This is a genomic window from Helicobacter pylori SA37A (assembly GCF_000476015.1).
GTDB lineage: Bacteria > Campylobacterota > Campylobacteria > Campylobacterales > Helicobacteraceae > Helicobacter > Helicobacter pylori_DB.
This window is the reverse complement of the sequence record NZ_CBOO010000001.1, coordinates 68,565-82,992: the sequence shown is the minus strand read 5'-3', so window position 1 is coordinate 82,992 and position 14,428 is coordinate 68,565. Positions and strand designations below refer to the sequence as shown.

The following is a 14,428-nucleotide window of genomic DNA, read 5'->3' as shown; positions in this document are numbered from 1 at the left end:
ACCTTAAAAACATTACAACACATTCAATGAAGCTCAACAAGCCTCTAGAGGCTAATCGTTTCTACAAGCTTAAGCCCAAACCCGCTCAAAGCCTTATACTGCCTGTCTTCAGAAGAGCTTAAAAGCCTAAAATCCTTTATCCCCAAATTTTTTAACACTAACGCCCCAATCCCAAAATCTTTAACGATATTGTTTTCTTTGGAATGCGTGTTCATAAAGATCAAATAACCCCCTTCGCGCTTCAAATATTCTAACGCTTTAAAAAACACTTCAAACGCGTCAGTCGTCAAAAAATCAAAATCCTCTTTGATAGGGTGGAAACGCACTAAAGGGGCTAAATCATGGGTTTTTACGCCTTTAAATTTAAAAGCGTAATGGTTTTTTTGCTGGTGGTCTAAAAAAGTGTAGCATTGAGTTTGGTGTTTTAAAAATTCTCTCTCTTCTTGGCAAAACATTTTCAATAAACTTTCATTTTCCAAACGATAGCTAATCAAATCAGAGACGTAGAGGGTTTTAAGGTTGTGCTTAAGGGCAAAGTCGCTCAAAAATTTATCCCCTCTCCTCGCCATAGATCCGTCTTCTTTCATGATTTCACAAATCACGCTCACGGGCTTTAATCCAGCTAATTTGCACAAATCCACGCTCGCTTCAGTATGACCGGTGCGCGCTAGCACGCCTCCATCTTTTGCGATCAAAGGGAAAATATGCCCCGGGCGCACAAAATCACTCGGTTTGGTGGTGTCTTTACACAATAATTCAATCGTCAAATGCCTTTCAAAAGCAGAAATCCCGGTTTTGGCTTCTTTAGCGTCAATGGAAACCGTGAAAGCGGTCTCATGGTTAGAATCATTCACGCTAACCATAGGAGGTAATTCAAATTTGTTCGCTAAATCTTTGGTCAAAGACACGCAAATCAACCCCCTAGCATGCGTGGCCATGAAATTGATCTTCTCAGGGGTGGAAAAAATCCCGGCTAAAACCAAATCCCCCTCATTTTCTCTGTCTTCATCGTCCATGACAATGAGCATTTCGCCATTTTTATACGCTTCTAAAGCTTCAGTAACTCTTCTTAAGATCATTCTAACTCCCTTTTATTCAATAATATTGAGTGTTATAAAAACAAGAAATATAGCATGTTTAATAACGATTATCACTTGATTATATGATTAGGAAAAAACGATTTCAAAATATTCCATTGTTTAATTGTGCTTTTATGCAAAAAACGGCCAATCCTGATGCTTAAAGGTAATTTTTTAGGCCTTTGTTTTTCTGTGTTGGAGTTTTGAGCGTTCATCCCGTCGCAAGCGATCGCAAATTCCTCTAACACATAGTTTTTGACCCCATGCCAATAATGCCTATCCATCACGCAATCTATAGGCATCACCCATTCTTTTGCGCTGTATTTCAATAATTTTTGTGCGGCTTTGGGGGCTAAAACATACCCTTGAGTGCCAATGCCATCTTTAAAATGTAAGATTTGAGAAACCCCTTTAATAAAAGTTTTTTGTTTAGCCACATTTTCTTCTAAATGCATCAAACGGATATAGCCTAACTCGTTGATGTGTTTATAACAAAACTCTAGGCTCTCTTTAAAACGCTCTTTTAAAACAATATCATCTTCTAAAATACAGATCGCTTCATTGAGCTCTATGCATTTTTGCCACAACAAATAATGGCTCGCATAGCACCCAAGCTCCCCAAACCCCATCCTCTTCCCGCAATGCTTGAGCGCGTAAAAGAAATTTTTTAACGCGCAAGGGGGGTGTTTTTTATTTTTACAAAAAGCCAACAAATCTCCAACCGCAAAAGAAGGGTGCAAATGCTCTAAGACCAATGGGTGTAATTGAGTGGGAGAGATTTTAGAATAGATCGCATCAAAAATTTCATAAGAGATCCCTTGAAGTTTAAGGCTCTCTAAAAGGGGGGTTATATGAGTTTCTTTTAAAGAAAAGTTTTGACAGGTTTTGGGGCTTAAATGAATAATAAAAACACGCATGTTAGCCTTAATTCTTAATATAAATAAAATCAATGTTAAACAGACTTACATTCTAGCGCAAATTTTAGTAAAATACGCACCATGTTAGATGATATTCCTATTACCATTCAAAAAAGTAAAAAAATCAAAACTTTGAGCTTGAATGTCACGCCCTCTTTAGAAGTGATTCTCAAAATGCCTGATTCTTGCCCTCAAGCTAGGGCGAGCGCTTTTTTAAAAGAGCAAGAAGCTTGGCTAAAAAAAACCCTTTTAGCGATGCAAGAAAAACACTCGCTCTTACGCTCGCACCTAAACACTTATAAGGATAAAATCCTTGTGTTTGATGAGGTGAAAAACGCCAACGATTACACCCTAACAGATCTTAAAAAAATCTTAAAAACTTATTTGGAGCGAAAACTCCCCTTAATCGCTCAAAAAATGCAAACTTCCTATACCGGTTTTAGTGTTAGAAACAACGCCAAAGTTTTAGGGAGCTGCTCTTATCATAACCGCTTGAGTTTCGCTCTTTTATTGGTTTGTGCCCAAAAAGAAGCGATTGATTATGTCATCATCCATGAGCTCGCCCACACGATCCACAAAAACCATTCTCAAAATTTCTGGCGTTGCGTTCAAACCTTTTGCCCTAATTACCGCGCTCTAAGAGAGCATTTAAAACAAAGGGTTGTTTTTTACACCCAACTGCTTAAGCAACTACAGCCCTAAAGATTAAGCATTAAAAATGATAGCTCACATACGCTGTGATGCTTCTAGGAGGCGCGGCTTCTTTCCCGTTAGGGCTAGTGCCTATCCCGCTAAACCAATATTTCATGTTAAAAATGTTATTGATTTGCAAGCTCGCACTAACGCTTTGATTTTTGCGTTCCCATAAAACGCTAGAAATTTGCAAATTCCACACCCAATACCACGGCGTCATGCCCGCTGTTTTGGTGGTGATAGCCCCATTTTTAATCGTGGGCGCGTATTCTGTGAAAGGCACGGTGTTTAACACATCTGTATAAGTTCGGCTATAAAAGAAAGAGCTCAACCCAATCGTGGTTTTGGCGTAAGTGTAACTCGCGTCTAAAATGAATTGGTGCGGGCTGACAAAAGGGAGTTTTTTGCCAAAAATATCTTTTTTAGGCCCTTTAGGATTAGCAGGGTTAGTTACCATCGTGTGGCTGGTGATATTAGCGTCTATGAAAGTGTAAGCCGCATGGAAATTAAGCCCTCTAATAGGCGTGTAATACAATTCTAGCTCCACGCCTTGCGATCTCGCATTGACCGGCTCTCTGTTGTCCCCGTAGCGCCCGGTAAAATAATTATTCGCAAAAATCACAAAATAATTCGCGTTAAAACTCACTTGATTGTTGAAATAATATCTTGAGCCGCCTTCTATGACATTAAAGATTTGAAAATAATCCGTGCTTGTGCCTACAAAATTACCGATATTGCTGAACTGTGGCGGAATGTAGCTTCTTTGATAGTTGAAATAAAACAACCAATCCTTAATGGGTTTATAGCCGACATTCAGTGCCGGATTCCACTGATTATAACGATCTTTAATGGTTTTTCCTGTTTGGCCTTCTTTAAAAGGGGGAGCGTCTTTTTTTTCGTAATTTAAAAAAGTGTATCTCAATCCCGGCGTGATCGTTAGCATGCCGTCATTGAAATTGATTTCATCGCTGGCATACACAGCGGTATAATTGTTGAAATTATTGAGTGAAGTTCCTGCATCAAAACCACTCCCATTATTAGGCACACTAGGGTTTTTCCTGGTGGTGGATCGGCGGTATAAATCTTCAGTTAAAAACCGCATTCCCATGTTAAAAGTTTGTTTGATTTTACCGGTATTGACGATAAGATTGAGTTTTGGCTCAAAGGCATTCACCACGAAGCGGCGGATATTGTCAAAAAATTGCCAACAAGGGCTATTCGTGTCGCTATAAGAATACAAACCGCAATTAGGGTTTTTCGCGCTAATTTCTCCCTTGCCTTTAAAGGGTAAAATCTTATTTTGACTGCTCATATACACGCTTTGGTATTGGTTAGAAAAGCCAAAATCCCTGCTCATGTCATGCGTGAAATAAGTGAATTTAAAATCGCCCCCCACTTTCCTATCCGGATCGCCAAAATAATTTTGATACACGATCCCAAAACGTTTGGCTCGCCCTCCATCTTGATTGTCAGGGCGCTCATTAATGAATCGGTTATAAGCATAATCTTGCGCACTCAAAGTGCCTGGATGGTAAGAATTGTATTGATAATACTGGTAATAAGCTTTAAAAGTATTGGTCGCATTGATCTTATAAATCGCATCAAGCAAGTAGTTTTGCACCTTTGTGGGGCTGTTTTGCCTGAAACCTTGCCCATTAATCCAATTGCCTTGGGCGCTAATGCCTATATACTTACCCAACATTCCAGCCGTTCGCCCATAAGTGTTAAACAGCATCTGATTGCCTAAGGTTTGGGCTAAAGGCTTGCCTTTTTCTTTGGGATCTACAAAATTCCCATTAGAGGATCGCCCCCAAAAAGTGATCCTTTCAGCTGCTTGATTTTCCCACTCTTTTGGGATTTCTTTAGTGATGATATTCACCACGCCTCCAAAAGTGTTAGGGCCGTATTGCACGCTCGTACCCCCTTTAATCACATCAATCCTATCCACTGACTGGAAAGTAACAGGGAAAATCGCCAGTTCAATATTAGAATACGGCGCGCCATAAATGGGGATACCATTGACTAAAATCATGCCCGTATTGCTATGCCCGTTACCGCCCCCACCAAAACCGCGTACCGAAATTTTAGGCAGCACGCCCGTGCCTGTAGCGTCTCTGATCTGAATCCCTGGCACATTTTGCAAAGCGTTTTCAATATTCAAATTACCCGTTTTTTTGAGTTCTTTGTTGGAAATCACCGTGCGAGAGCTTGTGGAATTACGCACCTCTTCGCTTTGCCATGAAAGCGGGGCGCTGGAATTGAATTTTTGCTCGGTGGTTGTAACTTTTTTTAAAAAATGGTGCTTATCTTTTGCGATCATAAAAGAACTAAAAGTCCAAAAAGTCAAAGTGTATAACGCTAAAAAATACGGGGTTTTTACCCTCAAATAACCATTCATTATGATAACCTTTCTCATTTAATTCAAACCGATGCATACTATAAAAATAATTATTATAATTAACTTAAATTTTGAAGTTTGATTCTATTGATTTACAATTTGTTATCAAAACGATTTGAAAAAGGTTTTTAGTGTTTTTTAAACAGCCACTAAGCGTTTTTTAAAACAGAATGTTAGGGGGTTTTAGAGCGCGTTATTTATCTATTTGACGAAGAAACCATCACAACCGCTATCGCAAAACCAGCGTCATGGCTGATGCTCGCGCTCAAGCTTTGGATATTAAAATAATCCATTTTTTCTTTGGAAAGGGTGATTAAGGGGGCGTTTTTAGGGCTTTTAGAAATATGCATGTCTAAAAAGCTCAATTCCTTACCAATGCCTACTTGAAGGGCTTTAGAGCAAGCCTCTTTAAGCGCGAAAAACCCGGCGATACTGCTTGATTTATCCTTGCATAAAAGAATCTCGCTTGGCGATAAAAAACGCTCTAAAAACCTCATTTTGAAGCGTTTCACGCACTTTTCTATCCTAGCAATAGAAACAATATCTACGCCAATCATTTAAAATTATTGGATGATAAAATCAGTGAAAAAGACATTTTTAATAAAGCCATCAATCAAAAACGAATTCAAATGGCTCTTAATTTCATCTTTAAGCTTGTTTTTGCCTTTGTTAGTAACCACTTCTTCCACGCTTTTAGACGATAGGATTTCTATAATCGTGTCTTTAATTGCTGTGTCCTTAACCTTAACTTCATTCAAAAGTTTTTCATTACTCAATTCCAACGAAATGGAAGCTTTAAGGTAGCGTCTGCCATTTTGAGAGACTAAATTCACCGCAAAAGGCGCATCAATCGCATACAAAGGCCCAAGCACCAGATATTGCTGGATATTAGAGCCTTCTTTGGCTTCTTGATTCTTATTTGCCATAGGATTAGCCTGAACTTCTTGGGTGTTTTTAGAAGCGTTTTCTTTGGATTCTTCCTTATTCCCCATAAGCAGCATGATAATCACCCCCACCAACAAAAGCATCACTAGCACGCTTCCAATGATGACAAATAAAAGGGCTTTGCTTTTTTTTTGGGGTTGTTGCGCGGTATTTTCTTGTTCTTCTGCCATGCCTATTCCTATTGAAAATAAGTTAAAGTGGTTTTCCCGAATTTTTTCTGTTTGATTATAGCTAAAGTTGCGAGACTTTTAGGCATCTCATGCACGCTTTCATGCTCAAAAACCACTAAAAGATTTTTTGAATGAGAACGGTTTAATAACCTTTCTAAAGCTTGAAAACATTTTTCATAAATCCCTAAAAACCCGCTTGTTTCAAAAGGAGGATCCAAATAAATAATATTCAAAACGCCATTTTTTAAACCCAGCGTGGGCAAAAGCTTGAAAGCGTCATCTAAAAAGGTTTGAATTTCCATTTCCTTTTTCAAGCGGTTTTGAAAGAGGGAAATATTTTCTAAAAGCGTGGCATGAGCGCTTTTATTTTGCTCAAAAAACACCGCGCTTTTAGCCCCCCTACTCAAAGCCTCTAAACCCATAGAAGCGCTGCCTGAAAACACTTCTATAAAATGCGCTCCTATAATTTCTGCTTGCAAGGTGTTAAAAAACGACTCTCTTACGATCGCTTTGGTGGGGCGCGTGCTAGAAGTGTTAGGCAAATTCAAGCCCAATCCCTTACAAGCCCCCCCAATGATCTTAAATTTTTTTACTGGCTGATGATTTGGCATAATTTTTGGGTGTATTCTTCTAATAATTGCTGAATCTTTTGATCTTTAGAAATTTTGATTTCTTCGCATTCTTCGCAAGGTTTTTCGCTCTCTTTTAAAGCGCGATAAAAATTTTTTACATCTTCTTTCACGCTCTGTTTAGTGAAAGGCTTTCTTAAGCGTTCTTCTATAAAGCATAGGGGCTTATTAATCTCTAGCGTTTCATCATCGCTTAAAACAAAGTCGCAAACTTCTATAGGAGAGAGGCAACCGCTCAAGTAAAATTCCAAACTCTTTTGGATCAACAAAGACTTACAAGAAAGAAAAATTTTCAAAAAACCCCTTTTACCTCATCAATAGACTTAAATTGTTTCAAATTATAGCAATTCTTTCTTTTAAATACCAATATTAAATAAACTCAAAAAATGTTTCATTTTGTAAAAAAGAAAAATAGAATGTTAAAAATAAAGCTCAAGTAACATCTTTTTTTTTTTGGTATAATGGCCGGCGAAGGTAAGAGCGAAGGGCATTATATTCCTTCCTTCTTTACTATAACTTAGCATTTTAATAAACTTTTTCATTAAAATGTCCTGACGCTCTTACCTTTCCCCCTTTAAAAAAACGCAAACTCTTTATTTTATTAATTATTATTAGATTGTCAAAATGCTTTTAATTTACATTTTATTTTTTTTCACAAATTCTAACGCTTTGAAACGCTCCCCCAAACCCCCAGGGCTAATTAGGGGCTTGATTTTAGCCGCTTCTTTTAAATACCTTTCATAACCCACGCTCTTTGAAAACGTTTCCAACAATCCCATAAGCCCCATATCCAGCAAAGCGTTAGCCTGCGATTTAAAGAATGAAAATCGCGCATGGTGTTTTTCAAACAAAAAGCGCACCAAAGAAAAATTGACATCATAGGTCAAATCGCTCTTTTGATACAAAGAAGCCAGGTTGTTTAAAATATCCTTAAAATCCAGCGCTTGGTGGTTTTTAAAAGCCCTTAAATGCATGTCTTTTCTCTCTGTTTCATCGCCATAATCAAAGCTCAAAAACACCCAAGAAGAAGCCTCATTCAATTTTTCTAACAAATTCTTAATAAAAGCCTCTAAAAACAACGGCGCGCACCCTTCTTTTAAATTTAAGTTTTTAAGAAGTTCTTTAGTGGGTTCATCAATACCGCCCCAAACGCCCTGATGATCATGGGTGATAAAAAGCATTTGGTTATCTTTAATGATCTCGCAAGCGAACGCGTCAAACAATTCATTAGAAACAACAAACGCGCTTTCATGCCCCTTGAAATCTAGATCTTTCAGATCGCAGATCATCAGATCCAATTGCGTGGCTTGTTTGAAAATAGTTCGTTGGAGTTTTTGCAATTCCTTTAAAGGCTCACAGCTGATAAACGTGCATTTTTCCATTACGCCCACGCTCAAAGCGTTTAAAAAACTGGCTATATCGCTCAAAAAATGCCCATGATGAGAGCCAATTTCTACAATTTTTAAAGGCAAAAACAATTTTTCTTCTTCTAAAAGCCTAATGATATAAAACGCAATAGCACCCCCAAAAAACTTACTCAAAGACACCGAAGTGTAAAAATCCCCTTTTGGACCGATTAGCGCCTTTCTGTAATACCCTTTTTCGCCATAAAGCCACTCTTGCATGTAATTCCCAAACGATCGCACGATTTTCCTTCCATTAAACTCATCTCAACCAACAATAAGAGACTGCTATTCTAGTCAAAATCGCCTTATTTTTGCGCTATGATATTCAATAATAATGACTTTTGAAGCTAAGTTTGAAGGGAGTTTGAAGTTTGGAAATTTTAAGGCGAGAATGTGGGGCGGTGGAAGAAAACGCTTATATTGTAAAGCTTTCTAGTGGGGATTTTATCATTGATCCCGGATTTTCTAGTAGCGAATGGGTGTTAAAAAACGCCAAAAACCCTAAGGCGATTTTAATCACGCATGGGCATTATGATCATGTATGGGATAGCGCTCAATTGTCAAAAGCCCTTAAAGACACCCCCATTTACGCCCCCAAAGACGATGTTTTTATGCTAGAAAATGATATTTTCCATTTGGGCATGCCGGTTTTTAGCCCCACATTTAGCGTGCCTTGCAATAAGGGTTGCACCACTTTAGAGATAGCAAACACCACCATTAAATACTGGCATTTTCCCGGGCACACGCCCGGTTGTTCTATCATAGAAATTGGAGGGGTGATTTTTAGCGGGGATTTTATCTTTTATCGCAGCATTGGCCGTTATGATTTCCCTTATTCTAATGAAAAAGACATGAAAGAGTCCCTGTTAAGGTTTCAAAATTTAGATTTCCCTAAAGACATAGAGATTTATCCAGGGCATGGGGATAAAACAAGTTTTTTTGCCGAAAGAGAGCATTCTAAAATTTGGGTTTCAAGGATGGCTTAATTGTTAAGCCGGCTAGACAAAGAGCGTTATTTGCGCCATATCATGCTAGAAGATGTGGGCGAAGAAGGCCAATTGAAGCTTTTAAAATCTAGCGTTTTAGTCATTGGAGCCGGTGGGCTTGGATCAGCGGTTTTGATGTATCTGTGCGCTGCTGGGATAGGAAAAATAGGCATTGTGGATTTTGATGTGGTGGATATGAGTAATTTGCAACGACAAATCATCCATTCACAGGATTTTTTAAACCATTCTAAAGCCTCTAGCGCGAAAGCACGCTTAAAACAACTCAATGCGGGTATTGAAATAGAAACCTTTGAAGAACGCTTTAAGGCTCATAACGCTCTTCCTCTCATAGAGCCTTATGATTTTATCATAGACGCCACGGACAATTTTAACGCTAAATTTTTGATCAATGACGCTTGCGTGTTAGCCCAAAAACCCTATTCGCATGCCGGGGTTTTAAAATACAGGGGGCAAAGCATGAGCGTTTTACCCCATAGCGCATGCTTAGCGTGTGTTTTTGATAAGCCCCCTAAAAAGGGATTGAATCCTACTTCAGGGCTTTTTGGGGTCTTGCCTGGGGTTTTAGGGTGTATCCAAGCGAGCGAATGCCTTAAATATTTTTTAGGGTTTGAAACTTTACTTATAAATACTTTACTTATAGCCGATATTAAAACGATGGATTTTAAAAAAATTCAAGCACCCAAAAACCCTGAATGTAGGGTTTGTGGCACGCATAAAATCACGCATTTACAAGATTATGAAATTTAGATTAAGGGGTAAGTTTTGGATTTATCAACCATACTAGGCTTGGTATTGGCGGTCGCTTCTATTTCGTTAGGCGATATTTTAGAAGATGGCAACCCGTTGCACATTATCCATTTGAGTTCAGTCATTATCATCGTGCCTACTTCGCTTTTTGCCGCTATGACAGGCACGCATGCACGCTATGTGAAAGCCGCTTACAAAGAAATAAAAATTGTTTTTTTAAACCCTAAAATCAATTTGAATGAAACCATTAAAAATTTAGTGGAATTGGCCACTTTAGCTAGAAAAGATGGGGTGTTGAGTTTAGAGGGGCGAGTGGCGCAAATTGAAGATGATTTCACCCGTAATGGCTTGTCTATGATCATAGATGGTAAGGATCTCAAATCCGTTAAAGAAAGCTTAGAAATCAGCATTGAAGAAATGGAAGAATACTACCACGGCGCCGCTCATTATTGGGAGACTGCCGGCGAAACCGCGCCTACGATGGGGTTAGTGGGGGCGGTTATGGGGCTTATGTTAGCCTTGCAAAAACTAGACAACCCGGCTGAAATGGCAGCAGGGATCGCTGGGGCATTCACGGCTACTGTTACAGGGATTATGTGCGCTTATGCACTTTTTGGCCCTTTTGGGCATAAGCTCAAGGCTAAATCTAAAGACATTATTAAAGAAAAAACCGTTCTTTTAGAGGGGATTTTAGGCATCGCTAATGGGGAAAATCCAAGGGATTTAGAAAACAAACTCTTAAATTACATCGCTCCCGGTGAGCCTAAAAAGTCTCAATTTGAAGGCTAAACATGGCTAAGAAAAACAAACCCACCGAATGCCCTGCTGGTGAAAAATGGGCGGTTCCTTATGCGGACTTTTTGTCGTTGTTGCTTGCGCTTTTTATCGCTCTTTATGCGATTTCAGCGGTCAATAAATCCAAAGTGGAAGCCTTAAAAACCGAATTTATTAAAATTTTCAATTACGCTCCCAAGCCAGAAGCGATGCAGCCGGTTTTAGTGATCCCCCCTGATTCAGGGAAAGAAGAAGAGCAAATGGCGAGTGAAAGCTCCAAACCGGCTTCGCAAAACACCGAAACAAAAGCCACTATCGCTCGCAAAGGCGAAGGCAGTGTTTTAGAGCAAATTGATCAAGGCTCTATCTTAAAGCTCCCCTCTAGTTTGCTGTTTGAAAACGCTACTTCAGACACGATCAATCAAGACATGATGCTTTATATTGAACGGATCGCTAAAATCATTCAAAAACTCCCTAAAAGGGTGCATATTAATGTAAGAGGTTTTACAGATAATACGCCTTTAACTAAAACCCGTTTTAAAAGCCATTACGAATTAGCCGCCAATCGCGCTTATAGGGTGATGAAAGTCCTTATGCAATACGGCGTAGACCCTAACCAATTGTCTTTTTCTTCTTATGGCTCTACAAACCCTATTGCGCCTAACGACTCCCTAGAAAACAGAATGAAAAACAATCGTGTGGAAATCTTTTTTTCAACCGATGCGAACGATTTGAGTAAGATCCACTCTATTTTAGATGAAAAATTCAATCCCCACAAACAGCAAGAATGAATCGCATGAAACGAATTTTTTTGTCAATCTTTTTGTTGTTAGCGAGTCTTATCGCTAGAGAAAAGGACGCTTCTTCAAACCTTTTTGATTTGATTGATAAGGGGATCAACAGAGAACAAGAACTAAAAGAGCAGGAGCAAAAAACGCGCTTAAAACTGGCTCAAAGCCCTTTAGTAGCGTTAGAGATTGTCCCCCAAGAAACGCCCTATTTAGAATGGCAAGGGGCTAGGGAGTCGTATTATTTAAAGGTGAGTGCTGTGGTGGAGAGCGTGGTTATCTTAAAGATTGACATCAATCAAGGGCGTTCTTGCTCGCTCTACCCCACGCCTAAAAGCGTTTCTTTAGTGAGGAATCAAAGCGTAGCCTATGAAATTTTATGCGAAAACCAACCGCTATGGATAGAAGTGAGCACCAATTTAGGCAAACGCACCTTTCAGTTTTAATTTTACTCGTTTTTGGCTTTGTTTTAAAAAAGTTTGCGCTTATTGTTGATGGTAAAAATTTGATTTAAACCCAATTAAGAAAAACCTTTTTATATCAAATAAGTTTAGTTATAATGCTAGGCATGGGCGTTTTTAAACAATTGATCAAAGAATTGTATGAATGGTTGCTCCATTCTATAGATGTGGCTACACAGCATTTAGTTGCTATGGCGTTAAAAATAAGCGTGGTAAAATATTTGATAAAAGAATTTCATGATCGCTTCATTTATTTTATAGACTTGATCGCGCAACATTTTATCATCGTTGCACTTTCTGGTTTTCTCGTGCTGGTGTTTGGGGTTTTGATTGGGGTTTTTGTGTTTTATAACTCAAAGGCTAGGGCGTTCTTGCTCCCTGTGGTGAATTTCCTCTACACCATTCCGTCGCTGGCGTTATTTGCGTTATTCATTCCTGTGATTGGGGTGGGGTTAAAAAATGCGCTTTTAGTGTTGGTCTTATACGGCTTATTGCCCATTGTCCATAGCACTTATAACGCTTTAAAAGAGGTGAGAGAAGAGGTGATTAAGGCCGCTATCGGGCTAGGGTGTAACCCCAAAGAGTTGTTTTTTAGGGTGTACTTCTTGCTCGCTATCCCCCAAATTTTAGTGGGTTTAAGGATTGCGGTGGTGATGTTAGTGGCGATGGCTGGGATCGGGGCTCTCATTGGGGCTGGGGGCTTAGGGCAAGCGATTTTTAGAGGGCTAAACACGCAAAACACCACGCTTTTAGTAGCGGGCAGTTTGATCATAGCTCTTTTTAGTGTTTTAGCGGATCAATTTGTGAGCGTCTTTCAGCATGAAAACGCTTTGCAACGCCTATTTTCTCAAAACGCCACCAAAAAACAAAAAAGAAGAGTTTATCTTAATTTAGCGGTGTTTCTTTTTTTATTGCTAGCGAGCGCTTTATGGCTCATTCCTAGAAACGCCATAGAAGAAAAGCCCTTAGTCGTGGCCACAAAACCTAGTAGCGAGCAGTATATTTTGGGCGAGATTTTAAGCCTTTTGTTAGAAAAACACCATATCCCTATCAAGCGAGCGTTTGGCATTGGTGGGGGGACGATGAATATCCATCCGGCATTAATTAGGGGCGATTTTGATTTGTATGTGGAATATACCGGCACTGCTTGGGTGAATACGCTCAAAAACCCTTTGACGCAAAAAGTGGATTTTGAAACGATTAAAAAGCGTTATGAGAAGGAATTTAATCTTTTGTGGGTGGGGCTTTTGGGCTTTAATAACACCTATTCTCTAGCAATTTCTAAAGAAGACGCTCAAAAATACGCTATTGAAACTTTCAGCGATTTAGCCCTTCATAGCCCAAATTTTGATTTTGGAGCGGAGTTTGACTTTTTTGAAAGAGAGGACGCTTTTAAGGGCTTAATGAAAACTTATCGCTTTCATTTTAGAAGTTTGCATGAAATGGATATTAATTTGCGTTATAAAAGTTTTGAATCCCATAAAATCAACGCTTTAGACGTTTTCACCACAGACGCTCAAATCAAAGAGCTGGATTTAAAGGTGCTTAAGGACGATAAAGGGTTTTTCCCTAATTATCAGGCTGGCATCATCATAAGAAAAGAAGTTGTCAAAAAGTATCCGGAAGCGTTAAAAATCTTAGAAAAACTGGATTCAAAATTTAGCGATGAAATGATGCAAGATTTAAACTATCAGGTGGAAGTGTTGAAAAAAAGCCCTAAAATCGTAGCTAAAGAGTTTTTAGAAAGATTAGGGTTATAGCATGAAAGAAATCGTCAAAATAGAGAATGTGTCTTTTAACTACCGCAATTGTGCTATTTTTAAGGATTTTAATTTAAGCATTCAAGAAGGGGATTTTTTATGCGTTTTAGGGGAGAGCGGGAGCGGCAAAAGCACGCTTTTAGGCTTGATTTTAGGGCTTTTAAAACCCAGTTTTGGGAGCGTTAAAATCTTTAATGAGACCCTTTCAAACAACGCTTTTTTACGCCAAAAAATAGGCTATATTGCTCAAGGCAATTCCTTATTTTCTCATTTAAACGCCATGCAAAACATGACTTTTTGCCTTAATTTACAAGGCATAAACAAACAAGCCGCTCAAAAAGAAGCCAAAGCCTTAGCGTTAAAAATGGGGTTAGATGAGAGTCTTATGGATAAATTCCCTAATGAATTGAGCGGGGGGCAAGCCCAAAGAGTGGGCATTATTAGGGGGATTATCCACAGGCCAGAACTCATTTTATTAGATGAGCCTTTTAGCGCTTTAGATAGTTTAAATCGTAAGAATTTACAGGATCTCATCAAAGAAATCCACCAAAATTCTTGTGCTACTTTCATTATGGTAACGCATGATGAGAGCGAGGCACAAAAGTTGGCCACAAAAACCCTAGAAATCAAAGCCCTTAAACAAGAGCAGTGATT

General features: G+C 38.9%; 16 protein-coding genes. 8 read left to right on the top strand and 8 right to left on the bottom strand.

The annotated features are described in order from the left end of the window. Nucleotides 1–44: 44 nt before the first annotated feature. Nucleotides 45–1,079: a bifunctional 3,4-dihydroxy-2-butanone 4-phosphate synthase/GTP cyclohydrolase II gene (locus tag QT76_RS00420; RefSeq protein ID WP_033616102.1), complete on the bottom strand. Its 1,035-nt coding sequence runs from the start codon at nt 1,077–1,079 to the stop codon at nt 45–47. A gap of 71 nt (nt 1,080–1,150) precedes the next feature. After that, nucleotides 1,151–1,996, bottom strand: coding sequence for a glycosyltransferase family 25 protein (locus QT76_RS00415; RefSeq protein ID WP_033616101.1), 846 nt, complete (start codon nt 1,994–1,996; stop codon nt 1,151–1,153). Between the two features lie 81 nt (nt 1,997–2,077). Between QT76_RS00415 and QT76_RS00410 the strand changes: the two genes are divergently transcribed. Beyond that, the gene (locus QT76_RS00410) at nt 2,078–2,698 is read left to right on the top strand and encodes a M48 family metallopeptidase (protein ID WP_033616100.1); all 621 of its coding nucleotides are present in this window, start codon (nt 2,078–2,080) and stop codon (nt 2,696–2,698) included. Nucleotides 2,699–2,708: 10 nt separating this feature from the next. On the opposite strand, the gene QT76_RS00405 is transcribed toward QT76_RS00410, so the two are convergent. The 6 genes from QT76_RS00405 to QT76_RS00380 all read right to left on the bottom strand — a co-directional run bounded on the left by QT76_RS00405 (nt 2,709) and on the right by QT76_RS00380 (nt 8,477). Next, nucleotides 2,709–5,087 carry a TonB-dependent receptor family protein gene (locus QT76_RS00405; RefSeq protein WP_033616098.1) on the bottom strand — a complete coding sequence of 793 codons (2,379 nt, stop codon included), beginning with the start codon at nt 5,085–5,087 and terminating at the stop codon, nt 2,709–2,711. Between the two features lie 197 nt (nt 5,088–5,284). Then, complete coding sequence (acpS, locus tag QT76_RS00400; RefSeq protein ID WP_033616097.1) at nt 5,285–5,644, bottom strand: holo-ACP synthase; 360 nt, start codon at nt 5,642–5,644, stop codon at nt 5,285–5,287. Between the two features lie 6 nt (nt 5,645–5,650). Then, on the bottom strand, nt 5,651–6,202 hold the full coding sequence (gene fliL / locus QT76_RS00395; RefSeq protein ID WP_000797032.1) for a flagellar basal body-associated protein FliL: 552 nt from the start codon (nt 6,200–6,202) through the stop codon (nt 5,651–5,653). Nucleotides 6,203–6,210: 8 nt separating this feature from the next. After that, entirely contained in the window at nt 6,211–6,813 is a 603-nt protein-coding gene (rsmD, locus tag QT76_RS00390; RefSeq protein WP_033616096.1) for a 16S rRNA (guanine(966)-N(2))-methyltransferase RsmD, read from the bottom strand. Further along, nucleotides 6,792–7,127 carry a hypothetical protein gene (locus QT76_RS00385; RefSeq protein WP_033616095.1) on the bottom strand — a complete coding sequence of 112 codons (336 nt, stop codon included), beginning with the start codon at nt 7,125–7,127 and terminating at the stop codon, nt 6,792–6,794. Before QT76_RS00385 ends, rsmD begins: the two co-directional genes overlap by 22 nt. A gap of 339 nt (nt 7,128–7,466) precedes the next feature. After that, nucleotides 7,467–8,477, bottom strand: a complete 1,011-nt coding sequence (locus tag QT76_RS00380) for a class I SAM-dependent methyltransferase (protein WP_033616094.1) — start codon at nt 8,475–8,477, stop codon at nt 7,467–7,469. A 131-nt stretch (nt 8,478–8,608) separates the two neighbouring features. Between QT76_RS00380 and QT76_RS00375 the strand changes: the two genes are divergently transcribed. The 7 genes from QT76_RS00375 to egtV all read left to right on the top strand — a co-directional run bounded on the left by QT76_RS00375 (nt 8,609) and on the right by egtV (nt 14,426). Beyond that, nucleotides 8,609–9,223 (top strand): MBL fold metallo-hydrolase, encoded by a 615-nt coding sequence (locus QT76_RS00375; RefSeq protein ID WP_033616093.1) that lies wholly within the window; start codon nt 8,609–8,611, stop codon nt 9,221–9,223. Further along, nucleotides 9,224–9,991 (top strand): HesA/MoeB/ThiF family protein, encoded by a 768-nt coding sequence (locus tag QT76_RS00370; protein WP_033616091.1) that lies wholly within the window; start codon nt 9,224–9,226, stop codon nt 9,989–9,991. A 15-nt stretch (nt 9,992–10,006) separates the two neighbouring features. Further along, nucleotides 10,007–10,780: a flagellar motor stator protein MotA gene (gene motA / locus QT76_RS00365; RefSeq protein ID WP_033616090.1), complete on the top strand. Its 774-nt coding sequence runs from the start codon at nt 10,007–10,009 to the stop codon at nt 10,778–10,780. Between the two features lie 2 nt (nt 10,781–10,782). Beyond that, nucleotides 10,783–11,556, top strand: a complete 774-nt coding sequence (motB, locus tag QT76_RS00360) for a flagellar motor protein MotB (RefSeq protein WP_033616089.1) — start codon at nt 10,783–10,785, stop codon at nt 11,554–11,556. Nucleotides 11,557–11,561: 5 nt separating this feature from the next. After that, nucleotides 11,562–11,999, top strand: coding sequence for a hypothetical protein (locus QT76_RS00355; protein WP_001885597.1), 438 nt, complete (start codon nt 11,562–11,564; stop codon nt 11,997–11,999). Between the two features lie 113 nt (nt 12,000–12,112). Further along, the gene (gene egtU, locus QT76_RS00350) at nt 12,113–13,774 is read left to right on the top strand and encodes an ergothioneine transport permease/ergothioneine binding protein EgtU (protein ID WP_033616088.1); all 1,662 of its coding nucleotides are present in this window, start codon (nt 12,113–12,115) and stop codon (nt 13,772–13,774) included. Nucleotide 13,775: 1 nt separating this feature from the next. Beyond that, complete coding sequence (egtV, locus tag QT76_RS00345) at nt 13,776–14,426, top strand: ergothioneine transport ATP-binding protein EgtV (protein WP_033616087.1); 651 nt, start codon at nt 13,776–13,778, stop codon at nt 14,424–14,426. Nucleotides 14,427–14,428: the final 2 nt, after the last annotated feature.

Coding starts and splice junctions, on each gene's coding strand:
- QT76_RS00420 (WP_033616102.1), bottom strand. CDS start 1,079: ATGATCTTAAGAAGAGTTACTGAAGCTTTAGAAGCGTATAAAAATGGC.
- QT76_RS00415 (WP_033616101.1), bottom strand. CDS start 1,996: ATGCGTGTTTTTATTATTCATTTAAGCCCCAAAACCTGTCAAAACTTT.
- QT76_RS00410 (WP_033616100.1), top strand. CDS start 2,078: ATGTTAGATGATATTCCTATTACCATTCAAAAAAGTAAAAAAATCAAA.
- QT76_RS00405 (WP_033616098.1), bottom strand. CDS start 5,087: ATGAATGGTTATTTGAGGGTAAAAACCCCGTATTTTTTAGCGTTATAC.
- acpS (WP_033616097.1), bottom strand. CDS start 5,644: ATGATTGGCGTAGATATTGTTTCTATTGCTAGGATAGAAAAGTGCGTG.
- fliL (WP_000797032.1), bottom strand. CDS start 6,202: ATGGCAGAAGAACAAGAAAATACCGCGCAACAACCCCAAAAAAAAAGC.
- rsmD (WP_033616096.1), bottom strand. CDS start 6,813: ATGCCAAATCATCAGCCAGTAAAAAAATTTAAGATCATTGGGGGGGCT.
- motB (WP_033616089.1), top strand. CDS start 10,783: ATGGCTAAGAAAAACAAACCCACCGAATGCCCTGCTGGTGAAAAATGG.
- QT76_RS00355 (WP_001885597.1), top strand. CDS start 11,562: ATGAAACGAATTTTTTTGTCAATCTTTTTGTTGTTAGCGAGTCTTATC.
- egtU (WP_033616088.1), top strand. CDS start 12,113: ATGCTAGGCATGGGCGTTTTTAAACAATTGATCAAAGAATTGTATGAA.
- egtV (WP_033616087.1), top strand. CDS start 13,776: ATGAAAGAAATCGTCAAAATAGAGAATGTGTCTTTTAACTACCGCAAT.